The organism is Streptomyces sp. JK94, assembly GCF_053613315.1.
Genome location: NZ_JBSICH010000006.1, coordinates 256,871 through 274,068 on the forward strand (window position 1 = coordinate 256,871; position 17,198 = coordinate 274,068).

The window sequence follows — 17,198 nt, forward strand, 5'->3', positions numbered from 1 at the left end:
ACCGCGGTGCGGTCCCGGTCACAACGGTGCCGTGCCGTTCACGGCGCGTCATCCGGGGGGAGGATTCCAGGGGACGTCCGGACGGGGCCGTGAGACGACGGGGGGCCGTGATGGGGATGACGGGCATCGGGAGCGCGGGACGGACCGGGAGGGCGGTCGCCGTGGTCCTGGGGGCCGCGCTGGCGGCGGGCGGCTGCACCGTGCAGGGCACCGGCCCCGACGGCTACGGGCGCGCGCCGGTGCGCGTCGACGTCTCCGGTACGCCGCCGAAGGGCACACCGGCGGACCCGCCGGCGGCCGGCCGCGCCTCCGGTGCGCCACCCGTCCGTACCGCGCCCCGGGTGCTGTGGACGCGCGGCGACACCGGCCGGGACGTGCGCGAACTCCAGGCGCGGCTGCGCCAGGTGGAGTGGCTCGTCGACGGCCCGACCGGCACGTACGACGCCCTGACCGAGCGGGCGGTCAGCGGCTTCCAGGGCAAACGCGGGCTGCCCCCCACGGGCCGGACCGACAGCGAGACCTGGCGGCGGCTGCTGGGGATGACGCGCGAGCCGGGCAAGTGGGAGCTGTACCTGATGGGCGGGCAGCCGGCCGCCGCGCCCGACCCGCGCTGTCTGACCGGCCGGGTCCTGTGCGTCAGCAAGTCGAGCCGGACGCTGCGCTGGATGGTCGATGGCCGGACCCTGTCGACGATGCCGGTGCGGTTCGGCTCGCAGTACACCCCGACCCGGGAGGGCGTGTTCCACGTCTACTGGAAGTCCCGCCACCACGTCTCGACGCTCTACGACTCGGCCATGCCGTACGCCATGTTCTTCAGCGGCGGCCAGGCCGTGCACTACTCGTCCGACTTCGCCGCCCACGGCTACGCGGGCGCCTCGCACGGTTGCGTCAACGTGGGGGACGAGGCGGCGGTCGCCGGCCTCTACGCCCAGGTGCGGGAGGGCGACAAGGTCGTCGTCCACCGGTGAGGCGGGACGACGCGGAAGGGGATGGGCGCGGGCGGGACCGGGGGAACGTGCCCCACCCGCGCCGAGGTGCACGAGCCGTGGGTACGGGGGGAACCCCGGCTCGGTGCGAAGCCGATGACCAGTCGGCTCACTCACTACTGCGCCGCGGCGGCCGAAAGTGTCACACCCTCGGCGAGAAATCTCGCCTGCGCCGGGAAAGCGCAGGTCAGACGGGTCTACCCGAGGGCTAGCGCGACATGCGGCGAGAAGACCGGCCGCTGGGGAGGCGCGGGCACGAAGGCCGAGGGGGTGTGCGGGGCGCGCGGCGGGCCGACGAGCGGGGCCACGGGGTGGCCGTCGCCGTCCTCGCCCTGGGCGCCGCCGGCCCCTTCACTGCCCTTGCCTCCTGCGGCCCCCTTCTCCGCCTTGTCCGCCTTCCCCTCCTTTCCTTCCTTTCCGGCTTTTCCGGCCTTTCCGGCTTTTCCGCCTTCGCCGGCCTTGGCGCCCTTCTCGTTCTTGGCGCCCTTCTCGTCCTTGGTGCTCTTGCCGTCCTCGGTGCCCTTGCCGTTCCGCGGCTCCGGCTCCCGGGTCCCGCCGTCCTCCTCGGCGCCCCCCGCGGCGTCACGGTCCTGGGCGGCGGCGCCGGTTTCGTCCAGGAGGCTGCGGCAGTACGCGCCGACGCGCGACGAGCCTCCGGCCGCCTCCTTCAGCGCGCGCCCGCGGACGCCCTCCAGCGCCTCGCCGGCGCGCATCGCACGGCAGGACGCGGCGAGGTCCGGCCGCCCGGCGCCGGGGCCCTCGGCCGTACCGCCGTCCGCACCGCCACCCGCGGTGTCCCGGCCGGACGTGCCGGAACCGGCGCCGCCCCGCACACCGTCCGACGGCGAGGACGGGGCGGGCGGGCCGCCGGAGGACGTGGTGGCCGACACGGTCGCCGCGGGGTCGGGTCCGGTGCCGTCGAACGGCGTCGGCAGGACTCCGGTTCCGGCCGCCACCGCCACCCCGCCGACCATGCCGACGGTCAGCGCGGCGGCCAGTCCGAGGCGCAGCGGGCGGCTCCACCGGGGGCGTCCGGCATCGTCGCCGCGTGGGCCGATGCGGACCAGTCCGGCGTCGGAGGGCGGCGTCGGGGCGTCGTGCCCGGGGTGCACCGGCGTCCGCCGGGGCGCGGCGGCCCGCTCGGCGCGCGCCGTGCGGAAGGCGGCCAGCGCGGCGGCCTCGCCGGGGAGTTCACCGCTGGTCGGCACGGGTGGGGCGGAGAGTGCGCCGAGGGCCTCGGCGAGTCGTTCGGCCCGGTCGCGGGCCGCGGGGCCGACGGCCTCCGGTGACTCTCCGCGCAGCAGGATCTCCGCCGTTTCGCGGTCCAGCCACCTGTCCTGCTCGTCGGCCATCACATGTCCTTCTGCGTCCGCGCACGCGTATGCGTCACACTCGCGGACGTCACCGCACGGCCCCGCGGTTCTCGCTGGGGCGGCAGGGCGTCGAGCCCGCCGCCCGATTCCGGATCTCCGCCGAGCAGTTCGGCCAGGCGCCTCAGTCCGCGGTGCGCCGCCGTGCGGACGGCACCGGGCCGTTTGCCCAGCGTCTCGGCGGCGCTCTTGGCGTCGAGGCCCACCACCACGCGCAGGACCACGGCCTCGGCCTGGTCCTGGGGCAGCCGGGCGATCAGGGAGAGGGTGCTGTCGGTGGCCAGGGCCTCCATGGCCTCGCCCGCGGTGTCGGACTCGGCGGGCCTGCCGGTCAGTTCCGTCTCGTCACCGCCGACCGCGGGCCGGCGTCCGCGCATCCGGATGTGGTCCAGTGCGCGGTTGCGGGCGATGCGGGCGGCCCAGCCGCGGAAACGGTCGGCGTCGCCGTCGAACCGTTCCAGGTCCCGGGCGATCTGCAGCCACGCCTCGGAGGCCACGTCCTCGGCGTCCGGATCGCCGACCAGTGTCCGCACGTATCCGAGCAGCCGCGGCTGCACCGAGCGGTACACGGTCCGGAAGGCGGTCTCGTCCCCGTCCTGTGCCGCACGTACCGCGGCGGTCAGCTCCGCGTCGTCCCCCAGCACCGAGCCTCTCTTTGCGCCTCAGCCGGCGCCGCTCTCGCGGACCGGGTACTCGCCGTCGTGGTCCCTCAATGGATGGTTCGCGGTGGTCCACCGCTCACGTGATGCGGGCGGGAAGGCCCCCGCTGGTCGGCGCGAATGGCACGTTACGTCTTGAAACCGCCGCTCGTCCATGTCTCCCTCCCCTTGCCGTACAAGATGCAACTAAGCCGTGACGCGGGCGGGTGTGACAGAAAACGCAGCCCCGGCGCTGTAGGGAGTACGGGCCGCCGCGCGGCCCGTACCGCGCGACGGCCGGGGCCTCTCCTGTGGGGGGTGGCGGCCCCGGTCGCCGCCGTGTCCCAGGGCTCTGACCTGGGGCGTTGCATGAGCTTCGTGGGCAGCATGGCCAGCGCGCGACCAGCGGAGCAGACGCTTCACGCGATCGTGTCCGGCGCGGTGCGGAGCCGTCCCGGACGTCGGCTCTCGGGCCCTTCCGCTCGACGCTCGCCCGGTGGAAAACCGGCGGCTCTCGTGTCAGCTGCCGTAGAGGGTGGGCAGACCGGCCAGGAGGACGTCGTCACGACCATCGGCCGGATCGGCCAGGCCGGGACGGAAGCCGTGCAGGGAGTACAGGGCCGGAGTGGTGGCAGTGGTGTCGTACCCCTGATCCGCGAGCAGGGCACGGACGCGCTCCAGGCGTTCCAGGTCGCCGGTCCCCCCCGACGGGCGGCGGTCGCCCTGGCCTCGCCCAGCAGCGCGATCCTCGCACGGGGGGCCCGCGGGCGTTCGCCGGCGGCCAGGGCGATGACGTCGGCCTCGTGCTCGGCCCGGGCGGCGGAGGCGGGCGACGGCGCGGTGGGGAGCGGGGCGGTGGTCCGTCGGGCCGCGGCGCCGCCCGGGCCCGTGGACGGACGGGTGCGGTCCGGTCCGGTGGCGTCCGGGGCGGCACCGCCGCCGATCGCCGCGTAGGCGACGCTTCCCAGGGTGAGGCTCGCCAGCAGTACGGACAGGGCGGTCCCGGACGAGCGCCACGCACGGCGTCGCTCGCGGGGACGCCAGTCGTCCCGCCGGCGGGTGCGCGCGGTCTGGTCGGGCTGCGCGGCGAGGACGGCCCGGAAGGCGGCCACGGCGCGCCGTTCGCCCTCGGCGTCCACGCGCTGGTCCCGCAGGGCGGCGGCGAGCAGCTCCTCCGTCCCGGGGGTGGCGCGCCGGGGAGCGGCGCGGCCGGTGTCGCCGTGCCGTGCCTCCATGTCCGCCTCCGTTCCCGCTCGGCCCACCGGGCCGCCGCCGCGGGTGCCCGTCACGTCGACTCCCCCAGCGTCCTGGGCGCATCATCCGTCACACCGTCGGCTCCGAGCTGCCGGGCCAGCCGCTTCAGCCCCCGGTACGTCGCCGTGCGCACCGCGCCCGGCCGCTTGCCGAGGACCCGGGCGGCGGCCGGCCCGTCGAGGCCGACGACGACCCGCAGGAGCACGGCCTCGGCCTGGTCGCGCGGCAGCCCCGACACGAGGGCCAGGGCGGCCTCGGTGGACAGCGTCTCCAGCGCCTGGTCGTGCGTGGAGTGCGGGCCGGCCAGGTCCAGTACGTCCTGTTCCAGCGCGGCCGGCCGGGGCCGCACCCGCTGGCGCCGCAGGTGGTCCAGCGCCCGGTGCCGGGCGATCGTCGCCGTCCAGCCCCGGAACCCGGCCCCGTCGCCCCGGAAGCGCCGCAGGTCGCGGGCTATCTCCAGCCACGCGTCCGACGCGACGTCCTCGGCGTCGTCCCCGACGATCCCGCGCAGGTAGCCCAGCAGGCCGGGCTGCACGATCCGGTAGGCGACCGCGAAGGCGGCCTCGTCACCTTCCTGGGCCCGCGCGACGGCCGTGCCCAGTTCCCCGTCGTACGCCTGTACGCGGCGGGGTTCCCCTCGCTGGCCCAAGAACCGTCCTCGTCCGTACCGAGTCCTCCGCGCGCTCGGGTGAGCCCGCCCCACGCTCATCAGCGTCGGCGCGCACGGAAGTGTCACAGGCGGCGCTCCGGACGGAACCCTCACGCCACGGCGGGCCGCACGCGCCGGACCCGCCCGCACGGGGCCGGGCGGTAGGGGCGCGGCGCCTCCTCGGGGCCGCCGGCCGGCGGCGAGGTCCACGCACACCGCGCCCCCCGGCGTACGAACACCACGCCGACGTGGGCACCCGGTCCGAGCAGCGTGCCGCGCCGGCCCGGCGGACGGGACGCCCCGGGCGTCACGGAGCCGGGACGGGCGCCACGGAACCGGGCCGGGGTCAGTCGCCCGTCGTCGCGTCCCGGCACAGCAGCCGCAGCGACCCGTCGCCCGCGAAGCAGCGGCGGGCCTCGTCGACCGGGTCCCACAGGCGGCCGTCGGGGGTGCGAACCCAGTGGCCCCCGCCCACGTTCCACCACTCGCCACCGCTCCGGCGCACGATCACCTCGCCCGCGTAGGCGCCGAGTCCGCGCAGGGCCGTCTCCATCGCGGCGTACGGCGCCCCCTCGCGCCGCATCCCGTCGATCACGCGGTCGACGCGCCACAGACTCTGCGCCGAATAGTCCAGGCGCAGCCGGGCGCCCTCGCGCATCGCGGCCACGGCGTCCGCCGCCCACCGCACCGGTTTCGCGGCGGCCGACGGCCGGCTCTCCTGCTGGGTCGTCAATCCGGAGGTCACAGTCGTCACACCGGCTAGAGCGCCGACGGGCGGCGATTCGTCACACGTGTGCGCCGCCCGCCCCGCAACCGGCGCAGGACCGCCCCACGTCCGCCGCGCCTCCCCCGCACGGCGGTCACGGGCGGGGTCCGGTGCTCAGCCCCGGCCGCGCGCCCGGCGGGACACCACCGCGCGCAGCACCCGGCGCCCCTCCGTGGAGACCTCCAGGGCCCGGCGCAGTCCGGCCGGGCCGTGACCGGCGAGCACTTCCAGGACGACGACCTGACGGCGCAGTTCGGCGGCGACGAGCGGTGACAGCCCCTCGGTACGGCCCTCCGCGCGCCCCTGTGCGGAGTTCTCCCGGCCGAGGCCGGCCCCGGCACCCGCCGTGGGGTCGAGAAGCCGGTGGATCCGGAGCGAGGCGACGGAGCAGGCGTCGGCCCAGGTCCGTATCGGCGCGCCGGAGCACTCGTCCGGTGCGGTGGCCAGCATCCGGCGGGCCAGCAGCACCGCCTCGTCCTCACCGCCGGCGTCGGGACCGGCGAGCCGGTCGCGCACCCGCGCCAGCGCCCGCGCCCAGTCGCGGCCGTCCCCGTCGGCGACGTCTTCGGCATCTGCGGCGAGGGTCGCCCAGAGCGGCCTCAGGACCTCGTCGTCGCCGTCCAGCAGGGGGACGCAGCGATCCAAACAAGCCAGTCCGCTCCCGGCGAGTCCGCGCGCGTCAGCCCGCGTGATCAGTTCCACCAGGCTCATCCGGTGCCTCCCTGTCGCTCCCGCTCCGGCCTGCTCACCACCACGGAGCCCGCATTTCCCCTTACTGCGTGCGACGGCCCGGGAGTGTCACAGGGGCACCACGCCCAACCGGTCGAGGAACCGGAAGAAGAGGTTTTCAGCCACCGGACCGGACGCGGGCCCGGCTCCGTCTCCGGCTCCGTCTCCGGCTCCGTCTCCGGCTCCGGCACCGTCTCCGGCACCGTCTCCGTCTCCGTCTCCGGCACCGGCACCGGCACCGGCACCGGCACCGGCGTCCGGATCGGCCGACAGCACCGCCGCCAGTTCCCCGGCGCTCGCGGTGCGCCCGGCCTCGGCGGCCCAGGCGACGGCACGCTCGGCGGCGTCGAAGGGCTCCAGGAAGTAGTCCTCCAGGGTGAGCCCCTCCTTCTCGGCGCCCAGGTACGCGGCCATCGCGGACCGCGCCAGACAGGTCGTCCACGCCCCGCTCCGCGGTGCCGCCGCCTCGACGACCACGCAGTCGCTGTCCATGACGTATCCGAACAGCGCGGGCGCGCCGGTCTGCCCGGCCAGGTCGTTCATGTTCCCGACGTCCCCGTCGCCGCCCGGGAACTGCCACACCTGCCAGCCGTCCGGCGCCGTCAGGCGCAGGGTCGCGTCCGCGGCGCCCGACAGCGCGTCCATCTCCGTGAGCGGCCGCTCGGCGCGGCCCACGACGAAGTACCCCCAGTAGCCCATGTCCCGGTCCCCCCGGCGTGTCGGTTCGGCTCGCCCAAAAGACCACCACAGGCGTACGGGAGTCCGCAGCCGTATCCGGCAATCCCGTGCCGGACGGTCGGCACGGCGCCCGGGGTGCTGCCCGTGATTCCCGGGCCCCCAGGGACCCCCGTAACCCCCGGGCCCCCCGTCGGCCCGGCCCTCGGCCCCGCGGTCAGTCGAGCCGGTTCGCCAGCGACGTGAAGTCCGCCCAGGACCGCTCGGGCTCGTCCGGGTCCCACAGCTTCTGGACCGTCGCCGCCAGCGGCAGCCGGATGCCCTCGGCGACCTGCGCCTGGGTCTGGGCGCTCGGGATGTCGCCCCAGACCGCGAAGCTGCCGCCGAGTATCTGGTCGTCGTACTCGGCGTCGACCGCCTGCGTGCCGCGCAGGACGCGCGGGGTCCACTGCTCGTAGATGCGCTGCCCGGTCGGATAGACGAAGGTCTGCGGCTCACCGAGCACGTAGTAGAGGAACTCGTCGTTGTAGTTGAGGACCTCGCGGCCCTCGCCCAAGTACTCCGCCGGCTGGCGGGCGCCGATCTCCTTGCCGGTCCAGTAGGCGACCTCGATGTCCTTCAGCGGCTCGACGGAGGCGCCCTCGAAGAAGCCGTCGTTCCAGGCGCGCGGCGTGCGGTCGTGCGCCTGCACCGTCCTGGCGCGGTCGTTGAGCCAGCCGGTGGTGAGGTCGGCGACGGTGCCGCCGGAGCCGTAGGCCTCGCGGGCGGCGGCGGCCAGCGCCGGGTAGGAGGCTTCGGGGTCGGGCACCACGAGGGCCTGGTACTCGTCGGCGCCCAGGTGGAACCGGGAGCCGGGGAAGAGGTCGGCGTACTCGTTCAGCAGGTCGTCGACGATCTCGGCGGCCTCGGGCTTGGAGATGTCGATCGCGCCGCGGGTGGGGGTGCCCTGCGTGTTGCGCAGCTGGAGGTCCGGATGGGCGGCCAGCACGGCGCCCAGGTGGCCGGGCGAGTCGATCTCGGGGACGACGGTGAGGTGGCGCGAGGCGGCGAGATCGATGATCTCCTTCATCTCGGCCTTGGTCAGGTGGTCGTCCGCGACGATCTCGGGGTGCGAGTCGGACTCGATGCGGAAGGCCTGGTCGTCGGAGAAGTGCAGGCCCAGCTCGTTGAACTTCAGGTCGCCCAGCTCGCGTATCCGGTCCTTGATCCAGTCGGCGTCGTAGTGCTTGCGGGCGATGTCGAGCGAGAGACCGCGCCTCGGCTTGGCCGGCTCGTCCTTCACCACGCCCTCCGGAGCGGTGCCGCCGCCGTGCACGGCCTGCTTCAGGGTGCGGGTGCCGTAGTAGACGCCCGCCTCGGCCGGCCCGGTGACGGTGACACGGCCGTCGCGCACGGTCATGGTGTACGACTCCGGGTTCGCGCCCTCGTCCTGCCGTACGTCGAGCAGCAGGTCCCCGGCGCGCCGGTCGTCCTTCTCCCCCGCGTACGTGAGCCCCAGCTCACCGGCCACCTGGCGCCCCTCGTCGGCGAGGCCGGAGTCGGCGACGACGACGCGGTGGTCCTCGGCCGGCCGCCAGCCGGGGCCGCGGGCCGGGGTGTGCTCGCGTACCGCGGGTATGGTGGCCGGCTCCTTCGACAGGGGGTAGGAGCGGCTGGGGCTGGGCGAGGTGGCGGGCGCGGCCGCCTCGCCGGTGGACCGGGACGCCGAGCCCGCGGGGCCCCCGTCCCCGTCGGTGGCCCACAGGCCCACTCCCACGCCGAGGGCGGCGACCACCGTGGCGGCGATCACGGCCCGCTGTCTGATCCTGTGCGCCGGTGATCGGCGTCGGTGCTGGCTCACGGCGTCAACCTAGGGCCATGAGTTCCCGCATGCGTCCACCACATGTTCTGAAACTCTCCCGTTCGGGTGAAATTCGAGCCTTGGACGGACACGTCATGCCGCCACTCGGTAACGTGGCGCCACATCTTTCGCACAATCCCCTGCCGACACACACGTGACGCCCACGAGGACCCACGCTGCCTGTGCACCGCCTTTCAGACCTCCCCGGCCGAGTGGCCATACCGGTACCGGTGCAAACCCGCGCCACTCCGGTATCGCCGTCATCGCTGGAGCGCTTCAACGCCGCGCCCGCCGAGGAAGCCGTCGCCACGCTCCTGACCTGCCTGGACAACCGTCACTGGGCAGAGCGCGTCGCCTCCCACCGCCCCTATCCGGACCCGCCGTCCCTGCTGGCCGCCGCGGACGAGGCGGCGTACGACCTCTCCCCGGACGACCTGACGGCGGCCCTGGCGGCGGAGGCGCTGCCGCCCCTGCCGGAGGACATGTACGCGGCGGCGCACACCGCCCTGAGCGCGGCGACCACGGCCTACGAGCGCCGCTTCGGGCACACCTTCGTCGTCTGCCTGGACGGCCTGAGTCCCGGCGAGGCCCTGGACCATGCGCTGGCGGGCATCCGGTCACGATTGACGAACGATCGCGACGAGGAACGCCAGGTGGCGGCAGACGAACTCCGGCGCCTCGCAAGGAGCAGACTGACCGACGTCCTCCAGGGGCGCGGGGAACTGCGCGAACGGCCCTCCACGCCCCACACCCGGCGCACCACCCGTAGCTCCTCCCCCTGAGCTGTCCCGTGGCCGTCCCGTGGCCGTCCGGCAGCCGTCCGACTGCTCCTTTGAGTGCAACTTTGATCACACAAGCAGGCCCCCCGTAAGCACCACAGGCAACCGTCGCTACGATGCTGGGGGCCGGTGGACCGTACCCGGCCGGGCCCGACCGACAAGGAAAGCCGGCGCGGCCCCAATCACCGCTCCCGGAGGAAACTTCCGTGCCGGCTGGAACGCTGTACCGCGGCCGGGAAGGAATGTGGTCCTGGGTGGCTCACCGAGTCACCGGCGTCCTCATTTTCTTCTTCCTGTTCGTTCACGTGCTGGACACCGCTCTCGTGCGGGTGTCCCCCGAGGCCTACGACACCGTCGTGGCCACGTACAAGACGCCGATCGTCGCGCTGCTGGAGTACGGCCTCGTGGCCGCCATCCTCTTCCACGCGCTCAACGGCCTGCGTGTCATCGCCGTCGACTTCTGGATCAAGGGCGCCCGCTACCAGAAGCAGATGCTCTGGACCGTCGTCGCCCTGTGGGTCGTGCTGATGGCCGGGGCGATCTACCCCGTCCTCGGCCACGCCGCTCGTGAACTGTTCGGGAGCTGACGCAGATGTCGACCACTGAAACCACCCCCTCCGGGATCGGCCCCGTCGAGGGCGCGGGCGCCTCGGTCCACACCGTGGACAACCCGGCACCGCTGATCGAGCCGCCCCGCAAGCGGACCAGGAAGTCCCCGAAGTCCACGCGCGGCAACTTCGAGATGGCCGCCTGGCTCTTCATGCGCCTGTCCGGCGTGGTGCTGGTCGTCCTGGTCCTCGGCCACCTGCTCATCCAGCTGGTGCTGGACGGCGGCGTCTCGAAGATCGGCTTCGCCTTCGTGGCCGGCCGCTGGGCCTCGCCGTTCTGGCAGGTCTGGGACCTGCTGATGCTCTGGCTCGCGATGCTGCACGGCGCCAACGGCCTGCGCACGATCATCAACGACTACGCGGAGCGCCCGAACACGCGCCTGTGGCTCAAGGGCCTGCTCTACACCGCCACGGTGTTCACCATCCTGCTGGGCACGCTGGTGATCTTCACCTTCGACCCGAACATCCGCTAGGCACGGGGCTGCGAAAATCATGAAGGTACACAAGTACGACACCGTCATCGTCGGCGCCGGTGGCGCCGGCATGCGCGCGGCCATCGAGTCGACGAAGCGCAGCCGCACCGCCGTGCTGACGAAGCTCTACCCCACCCGCTCCCACACGGGCGCCGCGCAGGGCGGCATGGCCGCCGCGCTGGCCAACGTGGAGGAGGACAACTGGGAGTGGCACACCTTCGACACGGTCAAGGGCGGTGACTACCTGGTCGACCAGGACGCCGCCGAGATCCTGGCGAAGGAGGCCATCGACTCGGTCCTCGACCTGGAGAAGATGGGCCTGCCGTTCAACCGGACGCCGAACGGCACCATCGACCAGCGCCGCTTCGGCGGGCACTCCCGCAACCACGGCGAGGCTCCGGTCCGCCGGTCCTGCTACGCGGCCGACCGCACCGGTCACATGATCCTCCAGACGCTGTACCAGAACTGCGTCAAGGAGGGCGTGGAGTTCTTCAACGAGTTCTACGTCCTGGACCAGCTGATCACCGAGGTCGACGGCGTCAAGAAGTCCGCCGGCGTCGTGGCGTACGAGCTGGCGACCGGCGAGATCCACGTCTTCCAGGCGAAGTCCGTGATCTACGCCTCCGGCGGCACCGGCAAGTTCTTCAAGGTGACCTCGAACGCGCACACGCTGACCGGAGACGGCCAGGCCGCCGTGTACCGGCGCGGGCTGCCGCTGGAGGACATGGAGTTCTTCCAGTTCCACCCGACCGGCATCTGGCGCATGGGCATCCTGCTGACGGAGGGCGCCCGCGGTGAGGGCGGCATCCTCCGCAACAAGGACGGCGAGCGCTTCATGGAGAAGTACGCGCCGGTCATGAAGGACCTCGCCTCGCGTGACGTGGTCTCGCGCTCCATCTACACGGAGATCCGCGAGGGCCGCGGCTGCGGTCCCGAGGGCGACCACGTCTACCTGGACCTCACCCACCTCCCGCCGGAGCAGCTGGACGCCAAGCTGCCCGACATCACGGAGTTCGCGCGGACCTACCTCGGCATCGAGCCCTACACGGACCCGATCCCGATCCAGCCGACCGCGCACTACGCGATGGGCGGCATCCCGACCAACGTCGAGGGCGAGGTCCTCGCGGACAACACCACCGTCGTCCCGGGCCTGTACGCGGCCGGCGAGGTGGCCTGCGTGTCCGTGCACGGCGCCAACCGCCTGGGCACCAACTCGCTGCTGGACATCAACGTGTTCGGCAAGCGGGCCGGCATCGCCGCCGCGGAGTACGCGCGGAAGGCGGACTTCGTCGAGCTGCCGGAGAACCCGGAGTCCCTGGTCGTCGAGCAGATCGAGCGGCTGCGCGCCTCCACCGGCACCGAGCGGGTGTCGACGCTCCGCCGCGAGCTGCAGGAGACCATGGACGCCAACGTCATGGTGTTCCGCACCGAGCAGACGATCAAGACGGCGGTCGAAAAGATCGGCGAACTGCGCGCCCGCTACCGGAACGTGGCCATCCAGGACAAGGGCCGGCGCTTCAACACCGACCTGCTGGAGGCCGTCGAGCTGGGCAACCTGCTCGACCTGGCCGAGGTCATGGCGGTGTCCGCGCTCGCCCGCAAGGAGTCGCGCGGCGGTCACTACCGCGAGGACTTCCCCAACCGCGACGACGTCAACTTCATGCGCCACACCATGGCGTACCGCGAGGTGGGTGACGACGGCGCCGAGTCCATCCGGCTCGACTACAAGCCGGTCGTCCAGACCCGCTACCAGCCGATGGAGCGTAAGTACTGATGGCTACCCCTGTCATGGAGAAGAGCGACAAGGCCCCCGAGCCCGGCTTCGCCGACTCCCCGTACATCACGGTCACCTTCCGCGTCCGGCGGTTCAACCCGGAGGTCTCGGCCGAGGCGACCTGGGAAGACTTCCAGCTGGAGATCGACCCGAAGGAGCGCGTCCTCGACGCGCTGCACAAGATCAAGTGGGACCTCGACGGAAGCCTCACCTTCCGCCGCTCCTGCGCGCACGGCATCTGCGGGTCGGACGCCATGCGGATCAACGGCAAGAACCGGCTCGCCTGCAAGACACTGATCAAGGACATCAACCCCGAGAAGCCGATCACGGTCGAGGCCATCAAGGGCCTGACGGTCCTCAAGGACCTGGTCGTCGACATGGAGCCGTTCTTCCAGGCGTACCGGGACGTGATGCCCTTCCTGATCACGAAGGACACCAACGAGCCGACGCGTGAGCGCTTCCAGACCGCCGAGGACCGGGAGCGCTTCGACGACACGACGAAGTGCATCCTGTGCGCCGCCTGCACGTCCTCGTGCCCGGTGTTCTGGAACGACGGGCAGTACTTCGGTCCGGCGGCCATCGTCAACGCCCACCGCTTCATCTTCGACTCGCGCGACGAGGCCGGCGAGCAGCGGCTGGAGATCCTGAACGACCGCGACGGCGTCTGGCGCTGCCGCACGACCTTCAACTGCACGGACGCCTGCCCGCGCGGCATCGAGGTCACCAAGGCGATCGCGGAGGTGAAGCGGGCGCTCATCACGCGCCGCTTCTGACGTCCACCGCGTCACGCCCCCGAGGGCCCCGTCTCCACCGGAGACGGGGCCCTTCGTCCTTCCGGCGTGCCGCCGCGCCCGAGGCCGCCGTAGCGGCCCCGCAGGGCCCTCCCGGGCCCTGCGGGGCCTCCCCGGTCCTCCCCGGGTCCGCCCGGCGCCGGCGGGGCGCTGGACGACGGCGTGCGCCGGACGACGGCGGGGCGTGCCGCCGGACGGCGGAAGCCCACGCCCGACAAGGGCGGACCTCAGCCGCTTCGGGCGATGACCGTCCTAGCCTGACACCATGTCAGATGACGAGTCGTACGAACTGCTCGGGTTCGACAACGTACTGCTGCCCGTCGGGGACCTCGGCGAGGCCGTCGGGTTCTACGAGCGGGCGGGCTTCCCGGTGGCCTTCCGGCTCGACGAGGCCGGGATCGCGCTGCTGAAGGTGGGCAAGGAGACGCCCGGCCTCCTGCTGCGCGCGGAGGAGGAGTTCGGGCGGCGCCCGCCGCTGTGGCCCTCCGCGCGGGTGTGGCTGGAGGTGGCGGACGCCCGCGAGGCCGCCGCGGCACTGCGCGCGGCGGGCGTCGGGCCGCTCGACGAGCCCTTCTCCGTCGCCACCGGGTGGACCGTCGAGTTCGCCGACCCCTGGGGCAACGTCGTCGGCCTCACGGACTACACCAGACGTCCGGAGCTGGGCCGCCGGTCCTGACCGCCGGTCCTGACCGCCGGCCCCGTGACGCGGACCGCTCCCCTCCCTTGACTTGAACACGTTCAAAAGCAGCGCTACAGTCACACCCGTCAGCGTTTTGAACGCGTTCAAGAAGGGGTGGGGCATGGACCGCACCGTCATCGCCTACGTCATCTACCTGCTGGTCAGCATCGGCCTGACCGTCTGGGTGGCCCGCACGCTCAGCCGCAACGGCCGGGTCTTCCTCGCCGACGTGCTGCACGGCAACGAGAAGCTCGCCGACGCCGTCAACCACCTCCTGGTGGTGGGCTTCTACCTCGTCAACCTCGGCTTCGTCGCCCTCTACCTGAGCGACGACGAGACCATCTCCGACACCCGCGGCGTCTTCGAGGCCCTGTCGGCCAAGCTCGGCGTGGTGCTGCTGGTGCTCGGCGCCATGCACCTGGGCAACGTCTACGTGCTCAACAGGATCCGGCGGCGCGGGATGATGGAGCGGGAGCAGGTGCCGCCGGTCCCGCCGCAGGGCTGGGTGGCCCCGACGGCCGGGGCCTGAGCGGATGGCTCCCGCTCCCGGGACGGCCGGCGCCCCCGTGCGCCGGCTCACCGTCCTCTACGACGCCGAGTGCTCCCTGTGCACCCACGTACGGGACTGGCTGCTGCGGCAGCCGCGGCTGGTGCCCCTGGAACCGGTCCCGGCCGGGTCGGACGAGGCGCGCCGGCGCTTCCCGGGACTCGACCACGGCACCTCCCTGGAGGAGATCACCGTCATCGGCGACGCCGGCCAGGTGTACCGGGGCGCCGCCGCCTGGATCGTCGTCCTGTGGGCGCTGCGCGAGCACCGTCCGCTCGCCCACCGGCTGAGCACGCCCGCCGGGGCCGGGCTGGCGAGGGGCGCCGTGCTGGCCGCCGCCAAGTGGCGCCGGGCGGGCCGGTGGGGCGGCGACGGGCACCGCCGCGCCGACGGCTGGGTCTACGAGCCGAGCCACGGGTGGAGGTACACCGGACCCGGCTGTGACGACGGCGCCTGCGCCACTCGTTAGGCTCTCTTCCTGTGCCCGCGAAGAACGACGGCCCCGACGACGGTGCCCCCCTCAGCAAGTCCGAGCAGACCCGCGCGCTGATCCTGGAGACGGCCATGCGGCTGTTCCAGGAACGCGGCTACGACCGGACCACCATGCGGGCCATCGCCCAGGAGGCGGGGGTCTCCGTCGGCAACGCGTACTACTACTTCGCCGGCAAGGAGCACCTGATCCAGGGCTTCTACGACCGCATCGCCGCCGAGCACCAGGCGGCGGTCCGTGAGGTACTGGCCCGGGAGACCGACCTGGAGGCACGGCTGGCGGGCGTCATGAAGGTCTGGCTGGACATCGCGACGCCGTACCACGAGTTCGCGGTGCAGTTCTTCAAGAACGCGGCCGACCCGGACAGCCCGCTCAGCCCCTTCTCCCCGGAGTCGGAGCACGCGCGCGTGGAGGCCATCAGCGTCCACCGCTCGGTGCTGGCCGGTACGAGGACCAAGGTGCCGGAGGAACTGCGGGACATCCTGCCGGAGCTGATGTGGCTCTCCCAGATGGGCCTCGTCCTGTACTGGATCTTCGACCGCACGGAGGGGCGCGAGCGCAGCTACCGCCTCGCCGAGCGCGGCGCCCGGCTCACCGCGCGGGGCGTGGCGCTGGCCCGCTTCCGGGTGCTGCGCCCGCTGGTGCGCGAGGTGCACGAGCTGTTCACGGACTTCCTGCCCGGGATGACCAGGGCGCTCCCCGACCCGGCGAAGAAGGCGGCGCCCGCCGAGGGCGCCGCCGGACCGGACCGCTCAGGCCCGCAGTGAGGCCAGCTCGATCACCGTGACGTCGGAGGGCGCCCCCACACGCGTGGGCGGTCCCCAGGCGCCCGCACCGCGGCTGACGTACAGCTGGGTGTCGCCGTAGCGGTCCAGGCCCGCCACGGTCGGGTTGGCGGCGCCCGCGATGAGGTTGCCGGGCCAGAGCTGGCCGCCGTGGGTGTGGCCGGAGAGCTGGAGGTCCACGCCGTGGTCGACGGCGTCGTGGATCTGCACCGGCTGGTGGGCGAGGAGCACGCAGGCGCGCGTCCGGTCCCGGTCACCGAGGGCCCTGGCGTAGTCGGGTCCCTGGCCCTCGTCCTCGCCCGCCACGTCGTTGACGCCGGCGAGGTCGAAGTGGGGCAGCTCGGTGCGGGCGTTCTCCAGCGGGAGCAGGCCGAGCCGCCGCACCTCGGCGACCCACTGCTCGGCGCCGGAGAAGTACTCGTGGTTGCCGGTGACGAAGTACGCGCCGTGCCGGGCCCGGAGCCGGGCCAGCGGGGCCGCCGCCGGACCGAGGTCCTTCACGCTGCCGTCGACCAGGTCGCCGACGACGGCGATCAAGTCGGGCTGCGTGGAGTTGACCGTGTCGACGACCTTCTGCGCGAAGCCCCGGCCGAGCACCGGGCCGAGGTGGATGTCGCTGACCACGGCGATACGGAAACCGTGCGCCGCGCGCGGGAGCTTGGCCAGCGGCACGGTGACCCGCTTCACCTTCGGGCCGCTCAGCACGCCGTACGTGCCGTGGCCGACCGTCCCGACGGCCGCCGCGGCGGCGGCGCCGGCGACGACGCGGGAGACGAAGAGGCGGCGGGAGGGCAGGGCCGGCGGGCTCCCGGGCCGGCCGTCGGCGGCGGCACCGGGCGGGGCGTGCGACGGGCCCGCATCCGGGGCGGGGCCCGGCTCGGATGCGGGGGCCGGCTCGGATGCGGGGCCCGTCTCGGGGGTGGGCGCGGGCTTCCCGGACGGGACCGTTCCCGCCGGTATGCGCTCGGGGTCGGCGGCCGGAGCCCGCGCTCCCGTTCCCGCCTCGCCCGCGACCGCCCGCCGGGCCGCGCGCCGCTCCAGGAACCACCGCAGCAGCGGACGGACGACCTCGCCCACCAGCACCGCCAGCAGCAGGTAGACCGACAGGGCCAGCCACAGGAAGCCGGGCCAGGCCAGGACGCGCTGGAGCCAGAAGGGGGCGCCCGCGCGCTCGGCGACCAGCGCGGCCACGGCCAGCGCCCATCCCCCGGCGATCACCACCGCGCCGATGCGGCGCACGGGGCCGGGCCCCCGGGTCGTGTCGCGGAACAGGCGCCGCCACACGTACCAGTTCGCCGCCACGAGGACGCTCACCACAGTCAGCGCGACGAGCGCGAAGACGACCACCATGCCGTCGAATCCCCT

At 73.5% G+C, this 17,198-nt stretch carries 18 protein-coding genes and 1 pseudogene; 10 read left to right on the top strand and 9 right to left on the bottom strand.

The annotated features are described in order from the left end of the window. The first annotated feature begins 110 nt into the window (after positions 1–110). The gene (locus tag ACVV2G_RS06025) at positions 111–968 is read left to right on the top strand and encodes a L,D-transpeptidase family protein (protein WP_453841641.1); all 858 of its coding nucleotides are present in this window, start codon (positions 111–113) and stop codon (positions 966–968) included. Between the two features lie 215 nt (positions 969–1,183). Here the strand turns inward: ACVV2G_RS06025 and ACVV2G_RS06030 are convergent, their stop codons facing one another. The 8 genes and pseudogenes from ACVV2G_RS06030 to ACVV2G_RS06065 form a co-directional block, all read right to left on the bottom strand. Beyond that, complete coding sequence (locus ACVV2G_RS06030) at positions 1,184–2,338, bottom strand: hypothetical protein (RefSeq protein ID WP_453841535.1); 1,155 nt, start codon at positions 2,336–2,338, stop codon at positions 1,184–1,186. After that, on the bottom strand, positions 2,338–3,000 hold the full coding sequence (locus ACVV2G_RS06035) for an RNA polymerase sigma factor (protein ID WP_453841536.1): 663 nt from the start codon (positions 2,998–3,000) through the stop codon (positions 2,338–2,340). The genes ACVV2G_RS06030 and ACVV2G_RS06035 overlap by 1 nt, the downstream gene beginning before the upstream one ends. A gap of 513 nt (positions 3,001–3,513) precedes the next feature. Then, positions 3,514–3,818: pseudogene (locus ACVV2G_RS06040) on the bottom strand (ATP-binding protein); the annotation flags it as partial. A gap of 461 nt (positions 3,819–4,279) precedes the next feature. Beyond that, a complete protein-coding gene (locus tag ACVV2G_RS06045; RefSeq protein WP_453841537.1) occupies positions 4,280–4,897 on the bottom strand; it encodes an RNA polymerase sigma factor in 618 nt (205 codons plus the stop codon). A gap of 346 nt (positions 4,898–5,243) precedes the next feature. Further along, on the bottom strand, positions 5,244–5,630 hold the full coding sequence (locus ACVV2G_RS06050; protein WP_453841642.1) for a hypothetical protein: 387 nt from the start codon (positions 5,628–5,630) through the stop codon (positions 5,244–5,246). Positions 5,631–5,777: 147 nt separating this feature from the next. After that, positions 5,778–6,374 carry a hypothetical protein gene (locus ACVV2G_RS06055; RefSeq protein WP_453841538.1) on the bottom strand — a complete coding sequence of 199 codons (597 nt, stop codon included), beginning with the start codon at positions 6,372–6,374 and terminating at the stop codon, positions 5,778–5,780. An 87-nt stretch (positions 6,375–6,461) separates the two neighbouring features. Beyond that, positions 6,462–7,091, bottom strand: a complete 630-nt coding sequence (locus tag ACVV2G_RS06060) for a hypothetical protein (protein WP_453841539.1) — start codon at positions 7,089–7,091, stop codon at positions 6,462–6,464. A gap of 193 nt (positions 7,092–7,284) precedes the next feature. Further along, positions 7,285–8,907: a beta-N-acetylhexosaminidase gene (locus ACVV2G_RS06065; protein ID WP_453841540.1), complete on the bottom strand. Its 1,623-nt coding sequence runs from the start codon at positions 8,905–8,907 to the stop codon at positions 7,285–7,287. Between the two features lie 230 nt (positions 8,908–9,137). Here ACVV2G_RS06065 and ACVV2G_RS06070 point away from each other — a divergent pair, with 230 nt between their 5' ends. From ACVV2G_RS06070 to ACVV2G_RS06110, 9 genes are all read left to right on the top strand, one after another. Beyond that, on the top strand, positions 9,138–9,689 hold the full coding sequence (locus tag ACVV2G_RS06070) for a 2-oxo-4-hydroxy-4-carboxy-5-ureidoimidazoline decarboxylase (RefSeq protein WP_453841541.1): 552 nt from the start codon (positions 9,138–9,140) through the stop codon (positions 9,687–9,689). A gap of 203 nt (positions 9,690–9,892) precedes the next feature. Next, complete coding sequence (gene sdhC / locus ACVV2G_RS06075; RefSeq protein WP_453841542.1) at positions 9,893–10,273, top strand: succinate dehydrogenase, cytochrome b556 subunit; 381 nt, start codon at positions 9,893–9,895, stop codon at positions 10,271–10,273. A 5-nt stretch (positions 10,274–10,278) separates the two neighbouring features. Beyond that, positions 10,279–10,767, top strand: coding sequence for a succinate dehydrogenase hydrophobic membrane anchor subunit (locus ACVV2G_RS06080; RefSeq protein WP_453841543.1), 489 nt, complete (start codon positions 10,279–10,281; stop codon positions 10,765–10,767). A gap of 19 nt (positions 10,768–10,786) precedes the next feature. Continuing rightward, a complete protein-coding gene (gene sdhA, locus ACVV2G_RS06085) occupies positions 10,787–12,541 on the top strand; it encodes a succinate dehydrogenase flavoprotein subunit (protein ID WP_453841544.1) in 1,755 nt (584 codons plus the stop codon). Beyond that, positions 12,541–13,314, top strand: coding sequence for a succinate dehydrogenase iron-sulfur subunit (locus ACVV2G_RS06090; RefSeq protein WP_375915875.1), 774 nt, complete (start codon positions 12,541–12,543; stop codon positions 13,312–13,314). The genes sdhA and ACVV2G_RS06090 overlap by 1 nt, the downstream gene beginning before the upstream one ends. A gap of 283 nt (positions 13,315–13,597) precedes the next feature. After that, positions 13,598–14,008: a VOC family protein gene (locus ACVV2G_RS06095; protein WP_453841545.1), complete on the top strand. Its 411-nt coding sequence runs from the start codon at positions 13,598–13,600 to the stop codon at positions 14,006–14,008. A 124-nt stretch (positions 14,009–14,132) separates the two neighbouring features. Continuing rightward, positions 14,133–14,540: a hypothetical protein gene (locus tag ACVV2G_RS06100; protein ID WP_453841546.1), complete on the top strand. Its 408-nt coding sequence runs from the start codon at positions 14,133–14,135 to the stop codon at positions 14,538–14,540. 4 nt (positions 14,541–14,544) lie between these two features. Beyond that, positions 14,545–15,027 carry a thiol-disulfide oxidoreductase DCC family protein gene (locus ACVV2G_RS06105; protein ID WP_453841547.1) on the top strand — a complete coding sequence of 161 codons (483 nt, stop codon included), beginning with the start codon at positions 14,545–14,547 and terminating at the stop codon, positions 15,025–15,027. 11 nt (positions 15,028–15,038) lie between these two features. Further along, positions 15,039–15,815 carry a TetR/AcrR family transcriptional regulator gene (locus ACVV2G_RS06110; RefSeq protein WP_453841548.1) on the top strand — a complete coding sequence of 259 codons (777 nt, stop codon included), beginning with the start codon at positions 15,039–15,041 and terminating at the stop codon, positions 15,813–15,815. Here ACVV2G_RS06110 and ACVV2G_RS06115 read toward each other — a convergent pair. Continuing rightward, positions 15,801–17,183, bottom strand: a complete 1,383-nt coding sequence (locus tag ACVV2G_RS06115; RefSeq protein ID WP_453841549.1) for a metallophosphoesterase — start codon at positions 17,181–17,183, stop codon at positions 15,801–15,803. The two genes, ACVV2G_RS06110 and ACVV2G_RS06115, sit on opposite strands and share 15 nt — an antisense overlap. Between the last annotated feature and the right edge of the window lie 15 nt (positions 17,184–17,198).

Excerpts from the sequence above, each read along its gene's own strand:
- ACVV2G_RS06025 (WP_453841641.1), top strand. The coding sequence starts at position 111 with ATGGGGATGACGGGCATCGGGAGCGCGGGACGGACCGGGAGGGCGGTC.
- ACVV2G_RS06030 (WP_453841535.1), bottom strand. The coding sequence starts at position 2,338 with ATGGCCGACGAGCAGGACAGGTGGCTGGACCGCGAAACGGCGGAGATC.
- ACVV2G_RS06055 (WP_453841538.1), bottom strand. The coding sequence starts at position 6,374 with ATGAGCCTGGTGGAACTGATCACGCGGGCTGACGCGCGCGGACTCGCC.
- ACVV2G_RS06060 (WP_453841539.1), bottom strand. The coding sequence starts at position 7,091 with ATGGGCTACTGGGGGTACTTCGTCGTGGGCCGCGCCGAGCGGCCGCTC.
- ACVV2G_RS06080 (WP_453841543.1), top strand. The coding sequence starts at position 10,279 with ATGTCGACCACTGAAACCACCCCCTCCGGGATCGGCCCCGTCGAGGGC.
- sdhA (WP_453841544.1), top strand. The coding sequence starts at position 10,787 with ATGAAGGTACACAAGTACGACACCGTCATCGTCGGCGCCGGTGGCGCC.
- ACVV2G_RS06090 (WP_375915875.1), top strand. The coding sequence starts at position 12,541 with ATGGCTACCCCTGTCATGGAGAAGAGCGACAAGGCCCCCGAGCCCGGC.
- ACVV2G_RS06095 (WP_453841545.1), top strand. The coding sequence starts at position 13,598 with ATGTCAGATGACGAGTCGTACGAACTGCTCGGGTTCGACAACGTACTG.
- ACVV2G_RS06100 (WP_453841546.1), top strand. The coding sequence starts at position 14,133 with ATGGACCGCACCGTCATCGCCTACGTCATCTACCTGCTGGTCAGCATC.
- ACVV2G_RS06105 (WP_453841547.1), top strand. The coding sequence starts at position 14,545 with ATGGCTCCCGCTCCCGGGACGGCCGGCGCCCCCGTGCGCCGGCTCACC.
- ACVV2G_RS06115 (WP_453841549.1), bottom strand. The coding sequence starts at position 17,183 with ATGGTGGTCGTCTTCGCGCTCGTCGCGCTGACTGTGGTGAGCGTCCTC.